The organism is Stutzerimonas chloritidismutans (genome assembly GCF_038562055.1).
Lineage (GTDB): Bacteria > Pseudomonadota > Gammaproteobacteria > Pseudomonadales > Pseudomonadaceae > Stutzerimonas > Stutzerimonas chloritidismutans_A.
Map to the genome: position 1 here is coordinate 330,102 of NZ_JBCFXD010000001.1, position 24,029 is coordinate 354,130.

16 protein-coding genes are annotated in these 24,029 nt (G+C 59.1%); 3 read left to right on the forward strand and 13 right to left on the reverse strand.

Annotation, left to right across the window (positions count from 1 at the left end; all coding sequences use genetic code 11):
• Positions 1–57: 57 nt before the first annotated feature.
• From adeC to AAGW23_RS01500, 5 genes are all read right to left on the reverse strand, one after another.
• A complete protein-coding gene (gene adeC, locus AAGW23_RS01480; RefSeq protein WP_342404574.1) occupies positions 58–1,488 on the reverse strand; it encodes an AdeC/AdeK/OprM family multidrug efflux complex outer membrane factor in 1,431 nt (476 codons plus the stop codon).
• On the reverse strand, positions 1,485–4,619 hold the full coding sequence (locus tag AAGW23_RS01485) for an efflux RND transporter permease subunit (protein ID WP_342404576.1): 3,135 nt from the start codon (positions 4,617–4,619) through the stop codon (positions 1,485–1,487). The genes adeC and AAGW23_RS01485 overlap by 4 nt, the downstream gene beginning before the upstream one ends.
• A 6-nt stretch (positions 4,620–4,625) precedes the next feature.
• On the reverse strand, positions 4,626–5,786 hold the full coding sequence (locus AAGW23_RS01490) for an efflux RND transporter periplasmic adaptor subunit (protein ID WP_342404578.1): 1,161 nt from the start codon (positions 5,784–5,786) through the stop codon (positions 4,626–4,628).
• 243 nt (positions 5,787–6,029) lie between these two features.
• Positions 6,030–6,605 (reverse strand): YceI family protein, encoded by a 576-nt coding sequence (locus AAGW23_RS01495; RefSeq protein WP_342404579.1) that lies wholly within the window; start codon positions 6,603–6,605, stop codon positions 6,030–6,032.
• A gap of 24 nt (positions 6,606–6,629) precedes the next feature.
• On the reverse strand, positions 6,630–7,184 hold the full coding sequence (locus AAGW23_RS01500) for a cytochrome b (RefSeq protein ID WP_342404580.1): 555 nt from the start codon (positions 7,182–7,184) through the stop codon (positions 6,630–6,632).
• Positions 7,185–7,352: 168 nt separating this feature from the next.
• Here AAGW23_RS01500 and AAGW23_RS01505 point away from each other — a divergent pair, with 168 nt between their 5' ends.
• A complete protein-coding gene (locus AAGW23_RS01505) occupies positions 7,353–8,759 on the forward strand; it encodes an adenosylmethionine--8-amino-7-oxononanoate transaminase (protein WP_342404582.1) in 1,407 nt (468 codons plus the stop codon).
• A 70-nt stretch (positions 8,760–8,829) separates the two neighbouring features.
• Positions 8,830–9,558 carry a 16S rRNA (uracil(1498)-N(3))-methyltransferase gene (locus AAGW23_RS01510; protein ID WP_342404583.1) on the forward strand — a complete coding sequence of 243 codons (729 nt, stop codon included), beginning with the start codon at positions 8,830–8,832 and terminating at the stop codon, positions 9,556–9,558.
• A 37-nt stretch (positions 9,559–9,595) separates the two neighbouring features.
• On the opposite strand, the gene AAGW23_RS01515 is transcribed toward AAGW23_RS01510, so the two are convergent.
• The 8 genes from AAGW23_RS01515 to pilG form a co-directional block, all read right to left on the reverse strand.
• Positions 9,596–10,066, reverse strand: a complete 471-nt coding sequence (locus tag AAGW23_RS01515; protein ID WP_342404584.1) for a chemotaxis protein CheW — start codon at positions 10,064–10,066, stop codon at positions 9,596–9,598.
• The gene (locus AAGW23_RS01520; RefSeq protein ID WP_342404585.1) at positions 10,063–11,118 is read right to left on the reverse strand and encodes a chemotaxis protein CheB; all 1,056 of its coding nucleotides are present in this window, start codon (positions 11,116–11,118) and stop codon (positions 10,063–10,065) included. The genes AAGW23_RS01515 and AAGW23_RS01520 overlap by 4 nt, the downstream gene beginning before the upstream one ends.
• Entirely contained in the window at positions 11,111–18,274 is a 7,164-nt protein-coding gene (locus AAGW23_RS01525) for an Hpt domain-containing protein (RefSeq protein ID WP_342404938.1), read from the reverse strand. Before AAGW23_RS01525 ends, AAGW23_RS01520 begins: the two co-directional genes overlap by 8 nt.
• Before the next feature lie 11 nt (positions 18,275–18,285).
• Positions 18,286–19,152 (reverse strand): protein-glutamate O-methyltransferase, encoded by an 867-nt coding sequence (locus AAGW23_RS01530; RefSeq protein WP_342404586.1) that lies wholly within the window; start codon positions 19,150–19,152, stop codon positions 18,286–18,288.
• Between the two features lie 60 nt (positions 19,153–19,212).
• Complete coding sequence (locus tag AAGW23_RS01535; RefSeq protein WP_342404587.1) at positions 19,213–21,261, reverse strand: methyl-accepting chemotaxis protein; 2,049 nt, start codon at positions 21,259–21,261, stop codon at positions 19,213–19,215.
• Between the two features lie 78 nt (positions 21,262–21,339).
• A complete protein-coding gene (locus AAGW23_RS01540; RefSeq protein ID WP_342404588.1) occupies positions 21,340–21,876 on the reverse strand; it encodes a chemotaxis protein CheW in 537 nt (178 codons plus the stop codon).
• 38 nt (positions 21,877–21,914) lie between these two features.
• On the reverse strand, positions 21,915–22,280 hold the full coding sequence (gene pilH / locus AAGW23_RS01545) for a twitching motility response regulator PilH (protein WP_102836674.1): 366 nt from the start codon (positions 22,278–22,280) through the stop codon (positions 21,915–21,917).
• A 44-nt stretch (positions 22,281–22,324) separates the two neighbouring features.
• Positions 22,325–22,732, reverse strand: a complete 408-nt coding sequence (gene pilG, locus AAGW23_RS01550; protein ID WP_019339789.1) for a twitching motility response regulator PilG — start codon at positions 22,730–22,732, stop codon at positions 22,325–22,327.
• A 236-nt stretch (positions 22,733–22,968) separates the two neighbouring features.
• On the opposite strand from pilG, the gene gshB reads away from it, so the two are divergent.
• The gene (gshB, locus tag AAGW23_RS01555; RefSeq protein ID WP_342404591.1) at positions 22,969–23,928 is read left to right on the forward strand and encodes a glutathione synthase; all 960 of its coding nucleotides are present in this window, start codon (positions 22,969–22,971) and stop codon (positions 23,926–23,928) included.
• Positions 23,929–24,029: the final 101 nt, after the last annotated feature.

Consider the following 24,029-nt stretch of genomic DNA (forward strand, 5'->3'; position numbering starts at 1 on the left):
TTTACTCTTGGCCGAGCAGTAAGATCAGCGAGCGACGGCCAGCGCCGCGGCACGAGGTCAACCCGGACCTGGGATAGCCTCGTCCTGGGCATCCCAACCGCCGCCCAACGCTTTGAACAGCTCGACCTCGCTGACCATCTGCGCCAGACGGTCGCTGATGAATTGCTGCTGTACTTCGAACAGCTGGCGCTGTGCGTCGAGGAGCGTCAGGTAGCTGTCTATACCGGTGCGGTAACGACGCTCTGCAAGACGGTAATAATCCTGACTGGTTTCCAACAGATCACGCTGTGCCTGTACTTGGCGAACGTAGGTCGATTGAGCGGCCAGCCCATCCGCCACTTCGCGGAACGCCGTCTGGATCGTCTGCTCATACTGCGCCACCTGGATATTGCGGCTGATCTCGGCATAGTCGAGGTTGGCCCGCAGCTGCCCGGCGTTGAAGATCGGCACACTGATGCTCGGGGCAAAGTTCCAGTAGCTGGAGCCGCCATCGAACAGTCCGGACAGTTCACTGCTCGCGGTACCTACCGCCCCGGTGAGGCTGATGCGCGGAAAGAACGCTGCCCTCGCCGCCCCGATATTCGCATTGGCAGCACGCAGCTGGTATTCGGCTTGCATGATGTCCGGCCGTTTATAGAGCAGGTCCGACGGCAACCCCACCGGAACCGTGGCCAGCAGGTTGCGCTCCAGCCGGCCATCGGCCGGCAACTCCACCGGGATATTCCGACCAAGCAGCAAGGTGAGGGCGTTGCGGTCCTGAGCCACCTGGCGGGTATAACGCTCGATCCCAACCCTTGCCGTATCGACCGCGCTACGCGCCTGGCTCAACTCAAGCGCCGAGGCTACGCCAACGTCGAAACTTCGCTGAGTGAGCGAGAGGCTTTCTTCGAAGGCCTTGAGTGTGTCGCGGCTCACCAGCAACAGGGCCTGATCGGCCTGCAAGGTCAGCCAGGCGTTGGCAACACTGGCAATCAGGCTGATCCGCGTGCTGCGCTGCGCCGCCTCGGTGGCGAGGAACTCCTGCAGGGCCTGCTCACGCAGACTACCCAGACGGCCGAACAGATCGAGTTCCCAGGACACCCCAAGCGTCGCACTGTACTGACTGCTGATGGCGCTCTCACCGGTCTGGTTGAGATCGCCCGGGGTCCGAGTACGGCTACCGGCAGCATCACCACTTACCAGCGGCAACACATCGGCCCGCTGCACACGGTAGAGCGCACGATAAGCATCGACGTTAAGCGCAGCGATACGCAGGTCGCGGTTGTTTTCCAGGGCCACCTTTATCAGCTCACGCAGCGCGGGGTCCTTGAAGAAGGACTGCCAGTCCATCTCCATCTGCTGCCCTTTCGCCGCACTTGCTGAACCCACATACGCGTCACCCTCGGGCCAGCTGGCAGCCGTAGGTGCGTCAGGCCGCTGGTACTCCGGTATCAACGAGCAACCGCTTAGCGCTGCCATCAGTGCCAGGCTCAATAGTGACTTGTTCATTGCGCCTCTCCGTTCTGCTCGTCGCTGCCGGTTTTTTTGCGTTTACCCAGCGAAGACACCAGGACATAGAACAGCGGAACCCAGAAAATCGCCAAGACCATTGCGCTGAGCATGCCGCCGATCACGCCGGTACCGATCGCATGCTTGCTGCCTGCGCCTGCCCCGCTGGAAATCGCCAGAGGTAGCACCCCAAGCATGAACGCCAGGGAGGTCATGACGATAGGGCGCAAACGAATACGGCTGGCTTCAATCGCGGCGGCGGTCAGCGTCATGCCTTGCTCATGCAGGGTCTTGGCGAACTCGACGATCAGGATCGCGTTCCGCGCCGACAAGCCTACCGTGGTCAGCAGTCCGACCTGGAAGAACACGTCGTTCGACAACCCGCGGCCCATGGTGAAGGCCAGAGCACCGACAATGCCCAAAGGCACGACCAGCATGACCGAGAGTGGAACCGACCAGCTCTCATACAACGCGGCAAGCGCCAGGAATACCACCAGTAACGACAACGCATAGAGCGCGGGCGCCTGCGATCCGGACAGACGTTCCTCATAGGATTGGCCAGTCCAGGAGTAACCGATGCCCGCTGGCAACTGCGCGGCGATCCGCTCAACCGCTGCCATGGCCTCGCCGGAGCTGTAACCCGGTGCGGCCGCGCCCAGAATCTCCATTGCCGGCACGCCATTGAAACGCGTCAGCTTTGGCGCACCATACGTCCACTCGCCGGTAGCGAAGGCGGTGAAGGGCACCATTTCGCCCTCGGTGTTGCGTACGTACCATTTGCCCAGGTCCTCCGGATTCATCCGCGAGGTAGGTTCGCCCTGCATGTAGACGCGCTTGACCCGACCGCGATCAATGAAGTCATTGACGTAGCTTGAGCCCCAGGCAATCGACAACGAGTCGTTGATTGCCGCCAGGGATACCTGATGGGCACGCGCTTTTTCATCGTCGATGATCAGCCGATACTGTGGCTCGTCCCGCATGCCGTTGAAGCGAACACCGGTGAGCGTTGGGTCCTCGGAAGCGAGCTGCATGAACTGGTCGCGGGCTTTGGTCAAGGCTTCATGACCGAGCCCGGCCTGGTCCTGCAGGTACACATCGAAACCAGTGGCATTGCCCAGCTCCATAACCGCAGGGGGCGCGAAGGCGAACACCATGGCGTCGCGAAGGCTGAAGAAGTAGCCCTGCGCGCGCTGTGCCAGCTCGAATACGCCCTGTCCGGGTTCGGTGCGTTCTTCCCACGGCTTGAGCATGATGAAGGCCATGCCAGAGCTCTGACCGCGACCGGCGAAGTTGAAGCCGGTAATGGTGAAGACCGAACTGACCGTATCGCTTTCCTCGGTCAGCAGGTATTTGCGCATCTGCTCGACGACCTCCTGAGTTCGACTTGCAGTTGAACCCGCTGGCGTCTGAACCTGAGCGAACAGCACGCCCTGATCTTCCTCCGGAAGGAAGGCCGTGGGAATGCGGGTGAACATCCATATCATGATGCCGACGATGAGCAGGTACATCAGCAGGTAGGGCGCTTTGCGCCGCAGCACAGCAGCCACACCCCGCTCGTAGCGCAGCGTGCCGCGCTCGAAGGTGCGGTTGAACCAGCCGAAGAACCCGCGCTTGCCTTCGTGATCCCCGCTATGCGGCTTGAGAATGGTCGCGCACAGCGCCGGCGTGAAGATCAGTGCAACCAGCACCGAAAGCACCATGGCCGAGACGATGGTAATCGAGAACTGCCGGTAGATGACCCCGGTGGAGCCGCCGAAGAAGGCCATCGGCAACAGCACGGCCGAAAGCACCACGCCGATACCCACCAGCGCGCTCTGAATCTGCCCCATCGACTTGCGAGTGGCCTCCCGTGCGGAAAGCCCCTCCTCGCGCATTACCCGTTCGACGTTCTCCACGACCACGATCGCGTCGTCCACAAGCAGACCAATGGCCAGAATCATGGCGAACATGGTGAGGGTGTTGATGCTGTATCCGAACGTGAGCAGTACCGCAAATGTCCCGAGAATCACCACCGGCACGGCCAGCGTCGGGATCAGCGTGGCCCGCAGGTTCTGCAGGAACAGGAACATCACCAGGAAGACCAGTACGAAGGCTTCCAGCAGCGTATGCACAACGCCTTCAATGGACGCGGAGATCACCGGCGTGGTGTCGTAGGGGTAAACCACCTCGACGCCCGGCGGGAAGAAGGGCTCTAACTCGGAAATCGTTGCGCGCACCGCTTTGGCGGTATCAAGTGCGTTGCCGCCTGCGGCAAGACGTATCCCCAGGCCAGCGGCTGGCCGACCGTTGTACTCGGCGCGGATCGCATAGCTTTCAGCACCCAGTTCGACCTTCGCGACGTCACGCAGGCGTACCTGTGACCCGTCGGCGTTGACCTTCAGTAAAATCTTCTCAAACTGCTCCGGCGTCTCCAGGCGGGTCTTGCCAATGATCGTGGCGTTGAGCTGCTGGGTTTCCACAGCCGGCAAGCCACCAAGCTGACCAGATGAAACCTGAACGTTCTGCTCCTGAATGGCGGATCGAACATCCACAGCCGTCAGCTGAAACTGCTGCAACTTGGCCGGGTCGAGCCAGATACGCATGGCGTACTGGGCGCCGAACACCTGAAAGTCACCGACACCCGGCGTACGCGAGATCGGATCCTGCACGTTGGCCACGATGTAATTGGCCAGGTCGAAGTTGGTCTGCTGCCCATCCTTCGACACCAGCGCCACCACCATCAGAAAGTTGCGCGCCGATTTCGACACACGTATGCCCTGCTGCTGAACGGCCTGAGGCAGCAGCGGCGTGGCGAGCTGCAGCTTGTTCTGAACCTGGACCTGCGCGATGTCAGGGTTGGTGCCCTGCTCGAAGGTCACGTTGATGGTCATGCTGCCATCGGAATTGCTTTCAGATGAGATGTAGCGCAGCCCATCGAGGCCATTGAGCTGCTGCTCGATGACCTGCACGACGGTGTCCTGGACAGTTCGTGCCGATGCGCCCGGATAATTGACCGATATCGATACGTTCGGCGGTGCGATGCTCGGATACTGGTTGACGGGCAGATTAAGGACCGCCAGTGTTCCGGCGAGCATCAGCACCAGGGCAATGACCCAGGCGAAGATGGGCCGATCGATGAAAAATTTGGACATGTCTGATTATTCCTCTGCGCCATCGGCAGCTGTGCCAGCCTGAGCGTCGCTCTGCCCGGCCTGCTTGACGTTGCCAGCTGGCTGCGGATTGACCTCGACACCAGGGCGAATGAATTGCAGGCCTTCAGTGATCACGCGATCACCAGGCTGCAAGCCTTCGCTGACCAGCCAGCGATTACCCACTGCACGCTCGGTCTTGATCTGGCGGAGTTCAACCTTGTTGTCGGCGGCCACGACCATCGCCGTCGGCTCGCCCCGAGCGTTACGGGTAACGCCTTGCTGAGGCACCAGCAAGGCCTCCTCACGCACACCCGCCAGCAGCCTTGCGTGGACGAACATTCCGGGCAGCAGGTCTTTTTCAGGGTTCGGGAATTTGGCGCGGATGGTGACCGAGCCTGTGCCTTCATCCACCGCCACCTCGGCGACTTCCAGCGTTCCGTCATGTGGATATTCGGACCCGTCAGCCAGTATCAGTCGCGCCTTCGCCGCACTGTCGCTGGCCTGTTGCAGCCGACCACTCTCCAGATCACGACGCAGGGCGATCAGGTCCTGCACCGGCTGGGTGACATCGACGTAGATCGGATCGAGCTGCTGGATAGTCGCCAGTTCCTGCGCCTGGCCATTGCTGACCAACGCGCCTTCTGTCACCGCAGAGCGGCCGATGCGGCCGGAGATGGGCGCCAGCACCTTGGTATAACGCAGATCGATTTTCGCCCGCTCCAGCTCGGCCTGGGCCTGCAACGCCGCAGCCCGAGCCTCGTCATGGGCCTGCTGGCTCACTGCCTGCTCCTTGACCAGCAGCGCATAGCGATCCGATAGCGATTTGGCCGAGACCTCCTTCGCCTGGGCACTTTTCAAAGTGGCTTCGTAGACGGCCGGATCAATCTGATAAAGCTGCTGCCCCTTTTTCACTTCGCTGCCTTCAGTAAACAGGCGCTTCTGAATGATGCCGCTGACCTGCGGACGGACTTCGGCGACACGGAAGGCTGTGGTCCGGCCTGGCAGCTCCGTAGTCAACTCGAACGGCTCGGCCCCAAGCGTCACGATGCCCACCTGTGGAGCCGGCTGCTTCGCTGGCGACTCCGCTTGTTCTTCCTGACAACCGCTGAGTAATGCTACGGCGACGATGAGTGGAATCAGAACAGCACTGGCTGGCTTGATTAGCATCGGAAGTGACCTCGTTGAACAGCTAGCCCAAGGGGAAAGAGCCTGGGCAGACTCGAATGGCAGAATGCGGGGGAATATACTTACATTCATCAGTGTCTGTAAACAGCCAATAGCGTCTCCGACGCTCTATTGCGCTGATTGAGCAAACCAATCTCATAGGCTGCCGCGTTTCGAGAACAGTGGTGATGGCTGGCTAGAAACCAGAACGCCGGCTTACGCCGGCGTTCGGTGAAACAGGTTTAGTTACTGGCGTACGCCTTCCACGGAGATGATCAAGTCAACGGTTTGCGAAGCCGGGCCCAGGTCCATCTTGATATCGAAGTCTTTGAGCGTCAGGGTCGTCATCCCTTCAAAGCCTGCACGATAGCCGCCCCATGGGTCTTTGCCTTCACCAAGGAACTTGGCGGCAATCACGACCGGCTTGGTTACCCCGTTCAGGGTCAGGTTGCCGGTGATATCTGCAGTACCGTCACCGGTCGGCTTGACCGAGGTGGACTCGAAGGTTGCAGTTGGATGCTCGGAGACATTCAGGAAATCTTCGCTGCGTAGATGCTTGTCACGCTCGGCGTGGTTGGAAAACACGCTGTCGGTCTGCAACGTAACCTTGACACTGCTGGCTTCGGGCTTCGCGGCATCGAAGCTGAAACTGCCATCAAACTCCTTGAACGAACCCCACAGCCAGCTGTAACCAAGGTGGCTGATCTTGAAGTTGACGAACGCATGCTGGCCTTTGGTATCGATGGCGTAGTCAGCGGCAAGCGCTTGACCTGCAAGCAGCATTGAACTCAGGGCCAATGCAGCAAAACTTTTCTTTAACATGGAGTACTCCTTTTTTGAGGTTTGTCAGGCATCGGCGCGCCCGATCATCCGCTTGAGCGTCGGATCGCGATCAATGAAATGGTGCTTGAGAGCTGCCAAAGCATGCAGACCGGAAAAGATCACCAGCCCCCAGGCGAGGTATTCGTGAATGAGGCCAGCTATGTCTTCCTGATCGGGAATGGACGTGATCAGCGCGGGCACTTCGAACCAGCCGAACACGCTGATACCTCGGCCATCTGCGGTGGATATCAGGTAGCCAGAAATCATGACCGCCAACAGGCCAAGGTAAAGAGCGCCATGACCAATCCTGGTCGCCAGCCGCGTCATCTTCCCATGGCTCGCGATTGGCGCTGGCCCGCGATTGAGGAAGCGCCAGGTGACGCGCATGACCATCAAAGCCAGTAGCAGCAGACCGATGCTCTTATGTATGTCTGGTGCGGTCCGATACCAGCTGCTGTAATAGGTCAGCCCGACCATCCAATAACCCAGTGCAAACAGCACCACAACAGCCACCGCCACCAGCCAGTGCATCGTGATACTGACCAGACCGTAGTTACTGGAAGAATTCCGCCATTGCATCACTGAAGTCCCAAATTATGAACGCGCTTAGCCTAACGGCTAACAGATCGAAATGAATCGCATTTTTTCGTTTCAAAATATCGGCCTGATAGATAGATCCGCTTCCGTTGAACGGACCGCCGTGCTGTTTCTGCTAGGCTGCGCCGACGCCTATGCCAAGGAGCAATGATGAGCCTGAACGACAGCTGGATGCAGCGTGACCTATCCGTACTCTGGCACCCCTGCACTCAGATGAAAGATCACGAGCAACTTCCTCTGATTCCGATCCGGCGCGGTGAGGGCGTGTGGCTTGAGGACTTCGACGGTAAGCGCTATCTGGACGCCGTGAGCTCTTGGTGGGTCAATGTGTTCGGGCATTCCAACCCACGCATCAATCAACGCATCAAAGACCAAGTCGATCAGCTCGAACACGTCATGCTCGCCGGCTTCAGTCATCAGCCAGTCGTCGAACTGTCGGAGCGACTGGTAAGCATCACGCCTGCCGGTCTAGATCGAGTGTTCTACACGGATAATGGCTCGACCGGCATCGAAGTCGCGCTGAAAATGAGCTTCCACTACTGGCGCAATATCGGACGTTCGGACAAGCAGCGATTTGTCACTCTGACTAACAGCTACCACGGCGAAACGGTTGCCGCCATGTCAGTGGGCGATGTCGCGCTGTTCACCGACACTTATAAGCCGCTCCTTCTGGACACCTTCAAGGTCCCGAGCCCGGACTGTTACCTCCGCCCGGATGGCGTCAGCTGGGAAGAACACTCGCATACTATGTTCGCCCACATGGAACAGACGCTGGACGAGCATCATGGTGAGATCGCTGCGGTGATTGTCGAACCGCTGATTCAAGGCGCTGGCGGTATGCGCATGTATCACCCGGTCTACCTCAAGCTGCTGCGCGAGGCCTGCGACCGGTACGACGTGCACCTCATCCATGATGAGATCGCGGTCGGCTTTGGCCGTACCGGCACCATGTTTGCCTGCGAGCAAGCGGGCATCACGCCGGACTTCCTTTGCCTGTCCAAAGCCCTGACCGGGGGCTACCTGCCTATGGCCGCGGTGCTGACCACAGACAAGCTGTATCAGGCGTTCTACGACGACTACGCCACATTGCGCGCCTTCCTCCATTCGCACACCTACACCGGCAACCCGCTGGCCTGCGCAGCAGCCCTAGCCACACTGGATATCTTCGAGCAAGACAATGTCATCGAGGCCAATAAGCGACTGGCCATACGCATGAAAACCGCTACGGCCCACCTGAGCGACCACCCGAAGGTCGCCGAGGTGCGTCAGACCGGAATGGCTCTGGCCATCGAAATGGTTCAGGACCGAGCCAGCAAAACGCCCTATCCGTGGCAGGAACGTCGCGGCCTGAAGGTCTATCAGCACGCACTGCAGCGGGGGGCGCTGCTGCGACCGCTGGGTAACGTTGTGTACTTTCTGCCGCCCTACACCATCACCGAAGAACAGATCGATTTTCTGGCCGAGGTGGCGACCGAAAGCATCGACATCGCCACGCGAGCAGACATCAGCGTTGCGGTTTCAGCTGGCGCGCCGGATGAGTTCCGCGATCCCGGTTAGCCGGTAGCAGGCTACAGCCGTGCCCGGTAAACCATTAAACTGCGTCTCCCTTTCTAACCCGTAGCCAGCCATGCGCCTTTCCCGTTTCTTCATCGACACGCCACTCTCGCTCGGGCTACAGCAGCTACCGGAGGCCCCTGCTCACTACATCAGTCGAGTGTTGCGGCTCAATGTTGGTGCAGCGGTACAGCTCTTCGATGGCAGCGGAACCGAGTATCGCGGCGAACTGGCCGAGGTGGGAAAGAAACAGGTTGCAGTAACGTTGCGCGAACAGCTTGCCGGGCTGCCTGAATCGAAGCTGCGCATCCATCTAGGTCAAGGCCTCTCACGAGGCGAACGGATGGACTGGGCGATTCAGAAAGCCACCGAGTTAGGGGTCGCGGAGATCACTCCAATCGCCAGCGCGCGCTGCGAAGTCCGCTTGAACGACGAACGGGCCGATAAGCGCCTGACGCATTGGCGCCAGATCGCCATTAGCGCTTGCGAGCAGTGTGGTCGTTCGGTCATCCCGATCATCCATCCGCCGATGTCGCTACCGGACTGGCTGAAGCTGGAAGCGGAATTGAAGCTGGTCCTGCATCCTGTGGCTGAACCGTTGTCAGCACATTCCCCGCCGGCCACGTTAGCGTTTCTGATCGGCCCTGAAGGCGGTTTGACTGACTCGGAGGTCGAGTTGGCGCGTAGCACCGGATTCCAACCAGCCCGTCTTGGGCCCCGCGTACTGCGCACGGAGACCGCACCGGTGGTTGCGCTTAGTCTCGCGCAGCAACTATGGGGTGATTTCCAGCCTGACACCTGAGTGCTCGATTAACAATCGTCGGGCGCTCTGGGCACGATTAGATCAGGCCAGCGTCCGCCAGTTTCTGTTCCAGCGCGATGAGATCCGGTATGCGCGCTTGAACATCGCCGAGATTGACCGCATCCAACTCCAGAGGCGCCAAGGCGACATCCGAGCGCGCCAGACTTGAGTCAACCTTGACCGAGCGAGGGATGCCCTGAACCAGCAGGGCGATGAATTTGACATGATCACGGCCACCCAAAGCGTTGAGCACGGCCACGCGTGCCCGCGAACCTGTCTCAGGCTGGCCGCCAGAAGCCGCCTCGAACGACAGCAAAGGCAATGTCAGGTCTCGCCAGGCCACCTGCCCGAGAAACCAGGCGGGGCTACCCTGCGCTAAGTTCGGAGCGCGATATGGAATCAGCTCGGCTACCGCAACGTTGGGCAAAAGCAGCGTGCGGTCGGCCAAGGGGACCAGAAGCCCGGTCAGGCTGGCAGAGGCGTCTTGAGTGATAGTCGATTGACTCATGGGTTATCCAGTTGCAATGCCACAACGGGCCGGCTGGCCTGCTGCGCGAAGTGATTGACCAAAGCCTGGGCAAGTTCGCGCGGATCACCGCTGAGCGAGCTATAACCGCCCTCGCGCAGGCTGTCGGGCATGCTTGAGCAGACGCAGGAGTCGGCACGCTGAGTCCAAACCCTGCCGCCCTGCCGCAGAACATAAGCGGCAGCTGCACTGCCATCGCTGCCCATGCCGCTGAATGCAATGACACCACAACGGTTACCGAACTGTTGAGCCAGATTGAGCATCATCTGATCGACAGAAGGGCTGTAAGGCTCCGGCCAGCATCGCCCGGAGAGCGACATGGCGCCATTCTTGTCAAAGCCCATTTCTTCGCTGATAGGTACCACTACGACTTCGCCACAGCGAATCAAGTCGTTAGCCCTGCTCTGATTGACGCTCCATTCACTGTGTCGCCCTACCGCTTGCGACAGGGCGGACTCGAAGCTTGCCTCGATATGCTGGGCGTAGACAAAACCAACTGGCAGCCCTACCGGCAGCGCATCGAGAAATGCTTTTACCGCCTCGGGGCCGCCAAGCGACGCCGCCAGTAGCCAGACCTCTTGAGCGGGTTTGCCGGTGATCGACTCAGCCGCAGCCAGCAGCGGGCCGGGCAACGACAGGCGGCTAGCGCGCTCTGCTTCTCCATGCAGCACTTTAAGACGTGGCCCAACCACACGGGAAGGGTCGCCTACCAAGCGCTTCAGCTTGCCAAACATGCGCCTTTCCCAGCGCGGATAATGTTCGGAGTGGCGCTCCGGCGCGTGCCCCTCGCCGAACAGCACCGGACAGCTGTCCCGCTCGAGCAAGGCGTTGACCAGCGGGGAGTCTTCCGTCTGCGCCAGATCTACAAGCCACAGGTCGGCTTGCGCCGCAGTCAAGTCTGCTTCCTCAATCCGTGCCGGATCGCAGTTAAGCACGACGTTGTAACCGTTTGCGCTCAACGCTTGCTGCAGGACATGACGTTGCAGGGAGGTATCTGCGATCACGCCAATGCGGGCAGGGCTGACCTCACTCATGACGTGTGACCAACTGCTGGATCGTCTCGAGTAGCAGCGACTCCTGATAGGGCTTCCCTAGGTACTCGTTGACGCCAATGGCCATGGCTCTGTCTCTGTGTTTTTCGCCGGTACGCGAGGTAATCATGATGATGGGCAGATCCTTCAAATGCTCATCGTGGCGCACCAGCGTCGCCACTTCGAAGCCATCCATTCTCGGCATCTCGATATCCAGCAGCATGATGTCCGGCTTGCGTTCCTGCAGCTGCGTGATCGCATCGACGCCGTCCTTAGCTGTCAGCACATTCATACCGTTACGCTCGAGTAGACGGCTGGTGACCTTACGTACGGTCACCGAATCGTCCACGACCATCACCAACGTCGGCCGATCGACTTCGACATCGACCGGTTCGTCTTCACCCAGCAGGCGCAATGGCTGCTGCTGGGTGAGCAAGTGAGCATGCAGAACACGGATGGTCGCGAGCAGATCGAGGATCACCACCACCCGGCCGTCGCCGAGGATGGTCGCACCGGAGATCCCTGGGACAGTGGCAAACTGCGGCCCCAGACCCTTCACCACAATTTCGCGAGAACCGGCGAGGCTATCGACCTGCACCGCTACACTATGCTCGTTCGAGCGCACCAGGATGACCGGCAATGGGAGGCTCTGCCCAACCAACTTGGGACGCTGCCCGTTGTTCAGCAGCTCGCCCAGATAACGCAACTCATAAGTCTGACCGGCGTATTCGAAGCGCGACGCTCCAGGCTGGTAATAGGCTTCGAGTTCGTAAGGCGACACACGCACGATACCTTCGATCGTGTTGAGCGGGATCGCATAAAGATCCTCTCCTGAGTACACCATCAGCGCCCGGTTGACCGACACGGTAAAGGGCAGGCGGATCAGAAAGCGTGTTCCCTTGCCAAGGGTCGACTCGATGCTCATGGAGCCACCGAGCTGCTTGACCTCAGAGTGCACCACATCCATCCCCACACCGCGTCCGGATATCTGCGTCACCTGTTCAGCGGTAGAAAAACCAGCCTCCAGAATGAACTGCAGCACCTCATGGTCCGATAGCTCGCTACCCGGGAGCATCAGGCCGCGCTCAATTGCTTTACGGCGGACGGCCTCGAGGTTGATACCGGCACCGTCATCGCTCAACGCCAGCACGATGTCACCGCCTTCGCGGCTCAGATCGAGACGGATACTGCCTTGCTCGGGCTTACCCGCTGCAGCACGCTTAGTGCCTACCTCGATCCCATGATCGACAGCGTTGCGGAGCATGTGCTCCAACGGAGCGACGATGCGCTCAAGCACACTGCGGTCCATTTCTCCCGTCGCATTACCCACTAGGAACTCGACCTGTTTACCTAACTCGCCCGCTACCTGGCGAACGATCCGACGCAAACGGGGCACCAAACGATCGAACGGGACCATGCGGGTGCGCATGAGGCCTTCTTGGAGTTCCGTATTGACCCGCGCCTGCTGCAGCAACAGGGTTTCAGCGTCACGATTACGTGCAGCCAGGGTTTCTTTCAGATCCAGCAGGTCAGACGCCGACTCGAACAATGCGCGTGACAGCTGCTGCAGCTGGGAATGACGGTCCATTTCCAGCGGATCGAAATCGTCATATCCCGCACGCTCCGCCTCGGCCTGATAGCGGCTGAGAATCTGCGCCTGGGTTTCGGTATCCAGGCGTCGCAACTGATCGCGTACACGCTCGATGGTGGCTTCCATCTCTCCCAGTGTGAAGCTGACATCGCTGACCTGCTGCTCAACCCGACCGCGGAAGATCGATGTTTCGCCCGCCAGATTGACCAATCCTTCCAAGAGTTCAGCAGGTACTTTGACCAGCTCCTGCGGTGCGCGACGTGATGCAGCATCCAGGGCGGCCTGTTCGGCACGCCGGATGAACGGCAGAACCTTGGCCGGCGCGCTGTTGACCGACGCCTGAGCGCTGGCGGCCACAATAGGCGTTTCGAGCACGATCACCGAGGAGTCCGGGTGGTCGCCCTGAGGGCTTTCCTCAAGCTGAGGATCTGCAGGGGCGTCGGGCTCAGGTATAAGCCGCGCTCGCATCGACTCGACCTCTTTGAGCAACGCGTCATAGCCGCCCTGCACGTCCATAAATAAGCTGTCAGTCCACGGATCACCCTGCAGTTGCGCCTCACTGAGACGTTGCTCCAGATCGTGCGCCATGTCGCCAAGGCGACCTTGGGCCGCCAGCCGCGCGCCACCCTTCAGCGTATGCAGCACGCGCATCATGTCGCCCAGAGGGGCCGTACTATCTTGCGTAGCTTCCCAGCGTCCGAGAGCGGCTTCCATTTCCTCCAGCAGTTCGTCGGCTTCCTCGACGAAAATATCCAGAATCTCGGCTTCAGCGGCGTCTTGAGCAGCATCCTCCGCTGCCTTCAAAGCAACGCTGCTCGGCATGCTCAATTGCTCTTCAGGGTTCGCGCGAAACCGCTGGATGGTCGCAATCAGGTCTTTCCCGTTCGGCAGCTCTCGGAAAGCGCGCACGGCATCCAGCATCTCGGCGAGCCGGTCATGACAGGTCTGCAGCAGCGTGAACAAGGTCTCGCTTGCGCGGTAATGACCGGCACACAGTCCTTCGTATAGATACTCCAGCTCATGAGCAAGATCGCCGATCTCACGGATATCCGCCATCCGCGCGCCGCCTTTCAAGGTATGCAGGTCTCGCTGCAACGCCTCGATTTCAAAACTGTTGCCTACATCTTCCATCCAACGCTGAAGCGATGCTCCGGCGCGCTCGATGATGTCAAAGCCTTCCTCCAGGAATATCTCCACCAGCTCCGGATCACGACTTTCCCAGCTGCCTTCTCCGGCCTTGCCTGGCTCGCCTGCCGACATCGACACCTGCCGCGCGACCGCTTCCAGCTCTTCGGGCAACGCTGCGACGAACTGCTCCTCGGGCTGTTCCGACGCTGCAAGCGGGAGGTCGTCAGCCGACGGACTTTCTAGCTCAAGATCATCGCTGTCCATTTCAAGCGTGAACACGGAATCATCAAGCTGCTCCAGAGCGTCCAGCGGCTCGATCTCTTCGACAACGAAATCCGTGCTCTGCGAGCCCTCTTCGGCCATTGATATTTCTTCGTCGGTCGAAGCCAATGGACCAAAGTTCGGCGCGACACCTTGCCGGTACGCGCGAATATGCTCGATGAGCCCCGCAGCGGCATCCATTGGATGGTGTGCCTGAAGCTGCTCAAGTTGTACCGCTAGCTGATCGTGACTGCGTAATAACAGCGTGGCGAGGTCATCTGTATGCACGTAGCGACCGTCGGAAAGACCCTCATAGAGCGTTTCAAGCTCATGGGCCAAATCGCCGATCGGCCGAATTTCCGCCATGCGCGCGCCACCTTTGAGCGTGTGCAGATCGCGTAACAATGCAGATAGCGCCAACTGGTTAGACGGATCTCCTAACCAGCGTTCCAGCGCGCCGCCAGCGCTCTCCAGCAAATCGACGGCTTCGTCGAGAAAGATCTCGACCATTTCCCCGTCCAGCTCGTCCTCGTCCAAGATGGGCTCGGAAAGCCAGGCTTCGGCTTCGGCTTCGGCTTCGGCTTCAGGCTGGGGAGCACTGTCGGCCGAGGCAAAGGTGGCCGAGGCCTCTCCGGAAACTTCGTTGACCGGCTGTTCCAACGCCTGCGGATCAATCGCTTCGGCAAGCAAATGCTCAAGTCTGGCCACTAGTTCGGGCTGCCCAGTCACCTGCAGACCTGCTGCGACCTGATCCATCATGCCGACCAAGGCTTCATGAGCCTGTTCGACGTCATCGAAGAACCGAGTGCTGACTGCTAGACGGCCTTCCTGCACAACGGCATAGAGATTGAGTAACACCTGACACAGGGTATCGATCTGCGGTAAATCGGCCATCTGGGCGCCAAGTCCCAGCGTCGTCAATTCTTCCAACAGCGCGGTCAATTCCTGCCGCTCGGCAGGATGCTCGCGCCAACTCTGCAGAAGCGCTTCAGCATCAAGCAGGATGTTCATGCCTTCCGACAGAAAGAGCGCAATCATGCCAGGGTCGCGTGGCTCGCCATGCTCTCCGTCGCCTCGCTCACCGGCATCCGCGAGTCGGGCCTCATGCAACCCATGAACGCGAGCAATGAACTCTTCCGCTCCTTCGATCTCCGCCAACGGTTCACGCTCGAGATTTTCCAGTCCACACCTGAGCAGCTGCTCTGCGGTGTGTAACAGCTCGGCCTCGGCCAGATCCATCTGTATCAGGTTGGCCTTAAACTCCTTGACCATTCTTTCCAACGGTGTGGCGATTTCCGCCATGGGCAGAATGCCCGCCATATGGGCGCTACCCTTGAGGGTGTGCAGCGCACGCTGTAAAGGGTCGGTTACCGGTTGCGGCAGGCGTTGCGCGCAATCGGCGAGAAAGTCGACGAGTGTGGCCAGATGCGCTTCAGCCTCATTGCGGAATATCTCCAGCAATTGCGGATCCAGCACATCTTCACTTGCTTCTTCTTGGACCGGCTGGTCATGCGCAACGCCGCCTTGCGGGTCAGGGTCTGGCACCTGCCCTTTGGCCAAGGCATGAGCGTTAGCGGCAAGCAAGTCAACATCGTCGCGCTGGCGTTGGGCCTTGGCTGCAAACTCTTCGACTAGCGCCGGCATCAACGCCACCACATCACTCACCAGCTTTTTGACTGGTTCGCCAGCTTCAATGCTGCGATCCAGAACCCGGTTGAGCAGGTTTTCGACAGACCAGGCAAGTTCTCCAATGATCAATGCACGGACCATTCGCCCGCTGCCCTTGAGGGTATGGAAGGCACGTCGTACCTCGCCGAGCGCTTCCTTGTCCGTGGGCTCTTCACACCAGCGCGGCAGGTACTCACTGATGGTTTCGAGAACCTCGGCTGCTTCCTCGATGAACACTTCCAGCAAGTCATCATCGACTGCCTCTTCACCCTCAGGTGGCGGCAGAAGGCTTGGCGGAACATCCCGTGCCGGAGGGTTGACGGAAGCAACAGGCGTTGCCAGCACGTCCTCCGCGGTCATGGCGGACTCGTCGCTAGCCAATTGAACGATCGGGCCGGGCAGCGAGACTTCGGGCATATCGAGTGCCGTCATCTCAGCTTCGCACCACTCGACTTCGTAGCCCATCGAGTCATCGGAAGGCTGACCTTGGCAATCGCTCAACGTCTCGGCAGTCCCACCGCTAATCGAATGCGATGGTTCTGGCTCGGTCAGCTCGTTGGCCTCTACCGGCCAGTCAAACGCTTCAACCTCACCCTCAACGAAATCGGGGACGCTCAACTCGTCGTCGGTCAGGTCGACATGAGGCGGCTCGCCCAAACCAGACTGTGAAGGGTCTGACCAAAGCGCGCCCGCGTCCTGAGTATCAGCGGTATTCGTAGACTCTGATGCCGGCTCGAGAGAGAGCACTTCGATTTCGTCGAGCGGATCTGATAACTCGAAACTCGCCTCGGATTCGGTTTCCTCAAGCTTATTCGGAGCCTGCAGGCTGAGCGGATAGCCCAACGCCTGCAAACTTTCTTCAGCCACATCCAAAATCAAGTCACCCTGCGAGCCGCAGTCTTCACTGAGGCGCTCGAGGTAGTACTCGACACTGGTGATTGCATCAGCAAGCGTATCCAGGCTCTGCCAATCAGGGATTGCCTGTTTCGCGAGCAGCTGTTCTTGGATGTATTGATTACAGGCATCCAGCAACGCCGCGGCGCGGGCGAGGGGAACCATTGCAAGCCCGCCGCGGGACTGGGTCAGCAACTCTGGAACACGCGCCAGATGTTGGTGATTCCATTGGGAGGCGATGAACTCGATGATGGCGTCTTTCGCCTGCTCCAGCCCCGTACGCGCCTCGCGGATAACCAGGCGATGGATCTGCCCAACATCGGTGGTTGGGAGGTGGCTTTCCTCGCCACTGTGCTCGTCTGGGGTGCCGCCAACCATGCCAGCAAGCGTCGCCTCGACGTATAGCAGAGCGCCTGCGACATCCATCAGAGCTGCGTCGTCAGGCTGCTGCCGCCCACCCGCCAACGCCTCGACCAGGCTGATCTGCTCCAGAATGATCCGCCGTGGCTGACCGAAACCGAGCACAGCGAGCGTGTCGGCTATCTGCTTGAGTGGGGACTGTAGCGCGCCTAGATCGGTAAGGCCTGAACGATCGCTGCGAACGAATAGATCAAGGCTGTCCTTTACTCGAACCAGCTCCTCGCACAATGCAGCCACCACCGAACGCATGGCGCCACGGTCCGGTCCAGCCAGCTGGGCCCGCTCTTCGTCGACCAGTGTGCTATCGGGTAGCGCGTCATCCAGACTGTACTCAGCTTTCAGTGCCTGGATGCGCGGACTTTGAGCCGGTGCCTTTGCGATATAGAACAGTAGGTTTTTGGTCAGCTCGTCAGGTGCTGCCTGATTGATGCCCTCGGCGCCCTCGGCGACCAACCGCTTGAGTTCTTTGTCTACCTGACGTAACAGGTTGCGTACCGTAGTGCCGTTAGCGACAGCGCCGCTGGCGAGCCCCTCCACCACACCGGATGCGATCTGCCATAGTGCCCCTAACGGCGCATCTTTACAGAGCATTTCCAGGCGGGCAAAGACACGTGCCATGTAGCTTAAGTTGGTGGGCAGATCCTGGTTACGAATGACCCCAACCAACGCGACCTGCAACATCTGCCGTAGTTTTCGAAGCAGCGTTGGCAGATCCTCGGTCTGTCGCTGTGCCAAAAACTCGCCCGAAAGGGCCGGCGCTCGGACGGACATATCTGGCGAAAACAGACTGGTTTCCGACAACAGCTTCTCGCCACGCGCTGCCCGGAGATCGTTGAGCAGGGGTAGCACCACCATGGGTAGATCGCGCCGAGCACTCTGGATACGATCCAGATAAACCGGCATCTGCAGAATCGCCTGCATGAGCACTTCAAGCGCTTCGGTCTGGCTTGCGACGCTTTCATCCAGCAGCGCACGGGCCAACTGCTCCATTTCCTCCGCAAGGAGTGCAGCGCCATAGAACTCGACCATCTGCAAGGTGCCATGCACCTGATGTACGTAGGTCAGGCAGAAGCGCATCCGCGTCGAGTCTTGCGGGTTTTCGACGAACGCTTCTAAGGCCTGCCGTGCCTGCTTCAGCGTTTCGGCAATCTCGCCTTTCACCCACTCCAGGGCGACATAATCGTGCCGATCACCCATAGCGACTCCGCTCATAAACATTTCCGGGTAAAGGCCAGAACCTGACTATCAGCCACCGGAACCAGCTCCGGGTGCTGCCAACCGACCACCTCACCCGCACCAATTACCAGCAACCCCCCCGGCGCCAGACGCTCGGCAAGACGATTGAGGATTTCGCGGCGGCGCCAGCGACGGAAGTAGATCAACAGGTTCTGACAAAAAATGACGTCCACATCGGACATAGGCGCACCGGCCAGCTCCAGCACGTTAAGTCGGGCAAAGCACACCCTCGCTGCCAGACTGGGCACGACTTGAAAACGATCACCCGCCAGTGGTTGGAAATACCGCTCGCGTAGGTCGGGGTCCAGCTGCTCGAGTCGACGGAGACCATAGAGCCCCTCACGTGAACGACTCAACGCGCTAAGACTGATATCGGTTCCTATCACACCAAACTGTGTTTCGCCGCCGGTGCACTTAAGTGCCTCGGCTGCACAAATCGCCAACGAGTAGGTTTCCTCGCCGCTTGCACAACCGACGCTCCACAGCGACCAGGGCCGATCAGCCTTCCGCGATTCGCTATGCTGCTGCATGTGATCAGAAAGCATTGCAAACGACGGCGGATGACGAAAAAAACGGGTCTCTTGCACAGTCAGGCTATCCATAAGGGTGGACCACTCAACAGCCCCTCGAGGGCCGTCGGTGACCTGACGGTAATAACTCGCGTAATCCTGCGCTCCGACTTCGCGCATTCGGCGGCTCAGATTGGCCTGAAGAAATATCCGACGTTGCTCGGTCACGACCAGGCCTGAACGCTCCTCGAGCAGGGTCTGCCAGTCATTGAATTCCGCTGCCGACATATCAGCCAAAGGTCTCAGTGACCAATCAACACCTGGCTGCATGCCCTGCCCCTTATCCATGAACTTCGACAGCAGCCTGTGTCAGGCCGCTGTGCACTCAAATCAGGCCTGATCCTGCGATTCCGGCAGGGTAAAGCCGGATACTGAATGCCGCATTTCATTGGCCATCTTGGCGAGGTTACCAATGCTCTTCGCAGTCGCTGTGGTGCCCGAAGAAGTCTGCGAGGTAATTTCCTGGATGACGTTCATGGTGTTGGAAATATGGCCAGCCGACGATGCCTGCTGGCGAGCTGCGTTGGAAATGTTCTGAATAAGCGCTGCAAGGCTCTTGGATACCTTTTCGATTTCCTCCAGAGCGACCCCTGCGTCCTGTGCTAGACGGGCACCTCGAACCACTTCGGACGTGGTCTGCTCCATCGAGATAACCGCTTCGTTCGTGTCGGTCTGAATTGTCTTAACCAACGCTTCGATCTGCTTGGTTGCTGCAGAAGAGCGCTCCGCAAGACGCTGTACTTCATCCGCGACGACCGCAAAGCCTCGACCAGCGTCACCAGCCATGGAGGCCTGAATCGCGGCGTTCAGCGCGAGGATGTTGGTCTGGTCGGCGATGTCATTGATCAGGCTGACGATATCGCCGATCTCCTGCGAGGACTCGCCGAGACGCTTGATTCGCTTGGAAGTGTCTTGGATCTGCTCCCGGATGTTATCCATACCGGTGATGGTGTTATGCACGACCTCATTACCCTTGTTCGCGATCGCAACCGAACGCTCAGCTACCGCCGAGGACTCGGCGGCGTTAGCCGAAACTTGGTCAATCGACACAGCCATTTCATTGATCGCTGCCGATGCACCAGCAATTTCCTGAGCCTGATGCTCCGATGCCTCGGCCAAATGCATTGCAGTTGCCTGGGTTTCCTGAGCCGCGCCAGACACCTGTACAGCGGTCTGGTTGATCGTTTCAACCAAGTCACGCAACTGGTCGATGGAATAGTTAATCGAGTCAGCGATGGCGCCAGTGAAGTCTTCGGTAACAGTGGCAGCTACCGTCAAGTCACCGTCAGCCAAGTCGCCGATTTCATCGAGCAAACGCAGAATGGCAGTCTGGTTCCGTTCGTTCTTTTCTGCGGTTTCGCTCAACCGACGACGCGTAACCTGAACCATGACCAGGCCGATCAGCAGAATCGAGGCCAGTGCCAATGCACCAAGGACATAGCCAGCGAGAGTATTGACGTAACGGGCTTCAGCACGGTTTTGAAGCCCCTGGGTCAGCTCGGACGTTTTGTCGAGCAGCGTCTGCGAGACCTCGAAGATGCTGTTCGATGATTCACGAACCTGGAACAGTTCCGGTGAGGTTTCCAGAATCTCGTCTACCGATCCTGAAACGAACTGGAACAGCTCTGAAATGGCGGCCAACCGATCCAATGCTTCGACGTCGCTGACCCGGGTAATGCCCATGGCTTCGTTGCCTTCCAGCATGGCGCTGAGCACGCGACCGAACAGGCTGGCGTCGCGGCCAAACATGTCGGCGGCCTGCACAGAATCCTGATCACCGGAAAGCACCTTGTTGACCGAACCCAGGATACGTTCCGCGAGCAGCGATTGACGCTGGGCCACGGAAACCTGAGCAGCTGGAGCGCCACTTTCCAAAAGGATGTCCACGACCTCCTCATACTCAACCTGCAGCTGAGGGATCGTTTCGGCGAGGGTGGCTGCCACCTGATGCAAGGACAGTACTGTTTGTTCGCTGGCGAGGATCGCGTCGGTGTTCTGCCGCAGCGTATCCCAATCCTGCTGCACTGCCGCCACTTCGGATTGCAGCGCTTCCGGTACCGCTGGCAACCCGATGCGCTCATCACCAACCGAGAGGTAGCTCCAACGCTTGCTAAAGTCGTTGCGAGCATCTTTCAGCGAGTCGAATGCCTCGGGGGTACCGGTGGCCGCCTCAACCGCGTTCTTCGCGATGCGCTGGGAGAGAACTCGCAGCTCACCTGCGTGTCCTACGTACTCGTTATCGTAGTCGGCCTGTGTATTGATGTACGCGAAGTTCACGAACAGCAACACCATCGAGACGATCAGAAGGATAAACAGGCCGGCGATCAACGTATTGCTACGTACCCCTGCCAGCAATGCATTCGCGTTCATTTTTTTCATTTTTCCGGCCCCCGCCTGGACCACCTGTACGTTTCCTTCCAAGAACCAAAAGGCCGGCATCAGCCGACCCCACCTAAATCAATACGCCACGTCCAGAAATTTCTGATGCGCAGCAAGCGCGTGCGGACTGAAAACCAGCCAGGGCTGCTCGCGCTGAAAGACACCGTGAATGAATGGTTGAATCGAGGCCTCGACAGGAGGCAACTGTTCGGAGAATGCATCTACCGGAAAATGCTGCATGCCGAACACTTCATCGACCGTCAGTCCCGCGAACACTTCCTGGTGGTCCACCACCAACACACGCCGCTGCTTGCGTAGGGGCGACAACTCCAACCCTAGGTAGCCGCACAGATCCATGACGGGCAAAAGCCTGCCGCGGACGTTGGCCACTCCCTTTACCCAGGCCTTCACGCCGGGAAGCAGGGTGTAGCGCGGCTCATGGAGTATTTCGCCAACCTCCCCCATCGGCGCGACGAACAGTCGGCCACCCATGCGGAAACCGATACCTGCCCATGTCTGGATAGCTTCTTGCTGCGACGGCAGTCCAGCAGCCAAAGCCCTACAACGGCTGTCGGTCTCCAAGAGTCGCTGAAAAGGCGTAGGCGTATCCGACATGCTGGTAACTTCCTTCGTCCGAATCCCGAAACCGCTAATCAACCGGTAAGTACGGCGCTCAGGGTCTTCAGCAATGTCGCTTCGTCCACCGGCTTGGTCAGGTAATCTTTGGCTCCCTGACGTTTACCCCAGACCTTATCGGTTTCCTGGTCCTTGGTCGTCACAATGATCACTGGAATGTGACTGGTTTCAGCATCTTTGGTCAGTTGACGAGTCGCCTGAAAACCGTTCAGACCGGGCATGACAATATCCATCAACACCGCGTCTGGTTTCTCCTGGCGAGCAAGCGCTACACCATCGGCACCGTTTTCGGCCTTGAGCACGACGTGACCATGCTTCTCCAGCATGGCTGTCAGCTTGTACATTTCGGTCGGCGAGTCATCAACAATCAGAACGCGAGCCATGGTTTCTCCGTAGGAAAGGCTTCAGCGGCACAATGGGCCGGACTTCAGGATACTTGCTCTACCGGTGCAAAGTCAGGCACATGTGCTTTGATAGCACCGAGCAACTCTTCTTTGCTGAACGGCTTGGTGAGGTACTGGTCAGACCCCACGATCCGCCCCTTGGCCTTGTCAAACAAACCATCCTTCGAGGACAGCATGATCACCGGCGTGGACTTGAACGAACTGTTGTTCTTGATCAGCGCGCAGGTCTGATAACCATCAAGCCTGGGCATCATGATATCGACGAAGATGATGCGCGGATGACTATCCGCAATTTTGGCAAGCGCATCGAAGCCATCCACCGCCGTGATCACATCACAACCTACTTTTTTCAGTAGCGTTTCGGCGGTGCGACGAATCGTTTTCGAATCGTCGATCACCATGACCTTCAAGCCCTCGGAGTGCTGTTCCATTTCGCCCTACCATCGCCTCGGTGAGTCGTAGTTTATCGTTATGTCAGTGCGCTGAAGGCCCTGACATCGATGGGCTGCACCCAATCGCCGGACCTTTTTAGCACACTCCTCAAATGCAAGCTATCTGCCGCCGGAGCAACGGGATTTTCCTTGACCCAGCGCACAACCGCCGCCAATCTGCGTCGGTATTTCAAGCCTCTGGCAGCGCTTGCCTGCCCCACGTTGGAGACCACCACATGACTGTTCGCGTCGGGATCATCATGGACCCAATCGCGCAGATCGCATTCAAGAAAGACAGCTCCCTGGCCATGCTGCTGGCAGCCCAGGGCCGCGGCTGGACGATCTACTACATGGAGCAACGCGATCTCTACCAGCTTGCCGGCGAAGCGCGGGCCCGCATGCGCCCGATCCAGGTCTTCAACGACCCCCAGCGCTGGTACGAAACAGGGGAAGAAGAAGACAACGCTCTTGCCGACCTTAATGTCATCCTGATGCGCAAGGACCCACCCTTCAACAGCGAGTATGTCTACGCCACCTATCTGCTGGAGCTTGCTGAGCAGGCCGGCACACTGGTGGTAAATCGCCCGCAGAGTCTGCGCGACTGCAACGAGAAGTTTTTTGCCACCCAGTTTCCACAATGCACCCCACCAACCCTTGTCAGTAGGCGGTCCGACATTCTGCGGGAGTTTGCTCGCGAGCAGCGTGACATCATTCTCAAACCGCTTGATGAGATGGGTGGCGCATCGATTTTCCGCCACCGCGAAGGCGACCCGAATTTATCAGTGATCCTCGAGGTACTGACCGAGCATGGCGGCCGTCAGATCATGGCGCAGCGTTACATACCGGCCATCAATGAAGGCGACAAACGCATCCTGATGATAGACGGCGAGCCGGTGCCCTACTGCCTGGCGCGCATCCCGGCAGTGGGCGAAACCCGGGGCAATCTCGCTGCCGGGGGGCGCGGAGTCGCTCAGCCACTTTCTGAGCGCGACAAGGAGATCGCCGCGATTGTGGGCCCGGAGTTGCGCAAACGCGGGCTGCTTTTCGTCGGCCTGGACGTGATTGGAGATTTTCTCACCGAGATCAACATCACCAGCCCGACCTGCATCCGCGAGATCGACAATGCCTTTGACACCCGCATCGGCGAGCGCCTGATGGATGCCATCGCAGCAAAACTGAGCGAATCCAACGTTTAGCTCCGAAGCGGTTGGCGCAGAGTCAACCGCGCCTCGGTCGAATTGCCTGCTGCGCTTCGGTCGAGGCTTCGCCATATCCACCCATCAAAGCTGCCGCCTGG

Excerpts from the sequence above, each read along its gene's own strand:
- AAGW23_RS01500 (WP_342404580.1), bottom strand. The coding sequence starts at position 7,184 with ATGCAATGGCGGAATTCTTCCAGTAACTACGGTCTGGTCAGTATCACG.
- adeC (WP_342404574.1), bottom strand. The coding sequence starts at position 1,488 with ATGAACAAGTCACTATTGAGCCTGGCACTGATGGCAGCGCTAAGCGGT.
- AAGW23_RS01520 (WP_342404585.1), bottom strand. The coding sequence starts at position 11,118 with ATGAGTGAGGTCAGCCCTGCCCGCATTGGCGTGATCGCAGATACCTCC.
- AAGW23_RS01510 (WP_342404583.1), top strand. The coding sequence starts at position 8,830 with ATGCGCCTTTCCCGTTTCTTCATCGACACGCCACTCTCGCTCGGGCTA.
- pilG (WP_019339789.1), bottom strand. The coding sequence starts at position 22,732 with ATGGAACAGCACTCCGAGGGCTTGAAGGTCATGGTGATCGACGATTCG.
- gshB (WP_342404591.1), top strand. The coding sequence starts at position 22,969 with ATGACTGTTCGCGTCGGGATCATCATGGACCCAATCGCGCAGATCGCA.
- AAGW23_RS01505 (WP_342404582.1), top strand. The coding sequence starts at position 7,353 with ATGAGCCTGAACGACAGCTGGATGCAGCGTGACCTATCCGTACTCTGG.
- AAGW23_RS01490 (WP_342404578.1), bottom strand. The coding sequence starts at position 5,786 with ATGCTAATCAAGCCAGCCAGTGCTGTTCTGATTCCACTCATCGTCGCC.
- pilH (WP_102836674.1), bottom strand. The coding sequence starts at position 22,280 with ATGGCTCGCGTTCTGATTGTTGATGACTCGCCGACCGAAATGTACAAG.
- AAGW23_RS01535 (WP_342404587.1), bottom strand. The coding sequence starts at position 21,261 with ATGAAAAAAATGAACGCGAATGCATTGCTGGCAGGGGTACGTAGCAAT.
- AAGW23_RS01515 (WP_342404584.1), bottom strand. The coding sequence starts at position 10,066 with ATGAGTCAATCGACTATCACTCAAGACGCCTCTGCCAGCCTGACCGGG.
- AAGW23_RS01495 (WP_342404579.1), bottom strand. The coding sequence starts at position 6,605 with ATGTTAAAGAAAAGTTTTGCTGCATTGGCCCTGAGTTCAATGCTGCTT.
- AAGW23_RS01485 (WP_342404576.1), bottom strand. The coding sequence starts at position 4,619 with ATGTCCAAATTTTTCATCGATCGGCCCATCTTCGCCTGGGTCATTGCC.
- AAGW23_RS01530 (WP_342404586.1), bottom strand. The coding sequence starts at position 19,152 with ATGCAGCCAGGTGTTGATTGGTCACTGAGACCTTTGGCTGATATGTCG.
- AAGW23_RS01525 (WP_342404938.1), bottom strand. The coding sequence starts at position 18,274 with ATGGGTGATCGGCACGATTATGTCGCCCTGGAGTGGGTGAAAGGCGAG.
- AAGW23_RS01540 (WP_342404588.1), bottom strand. The coding sequence starts at position 21,876 with ATGTCGGATACGCCTACGCCTTTTCAGCGACTCTTGGAGACCGACAGC.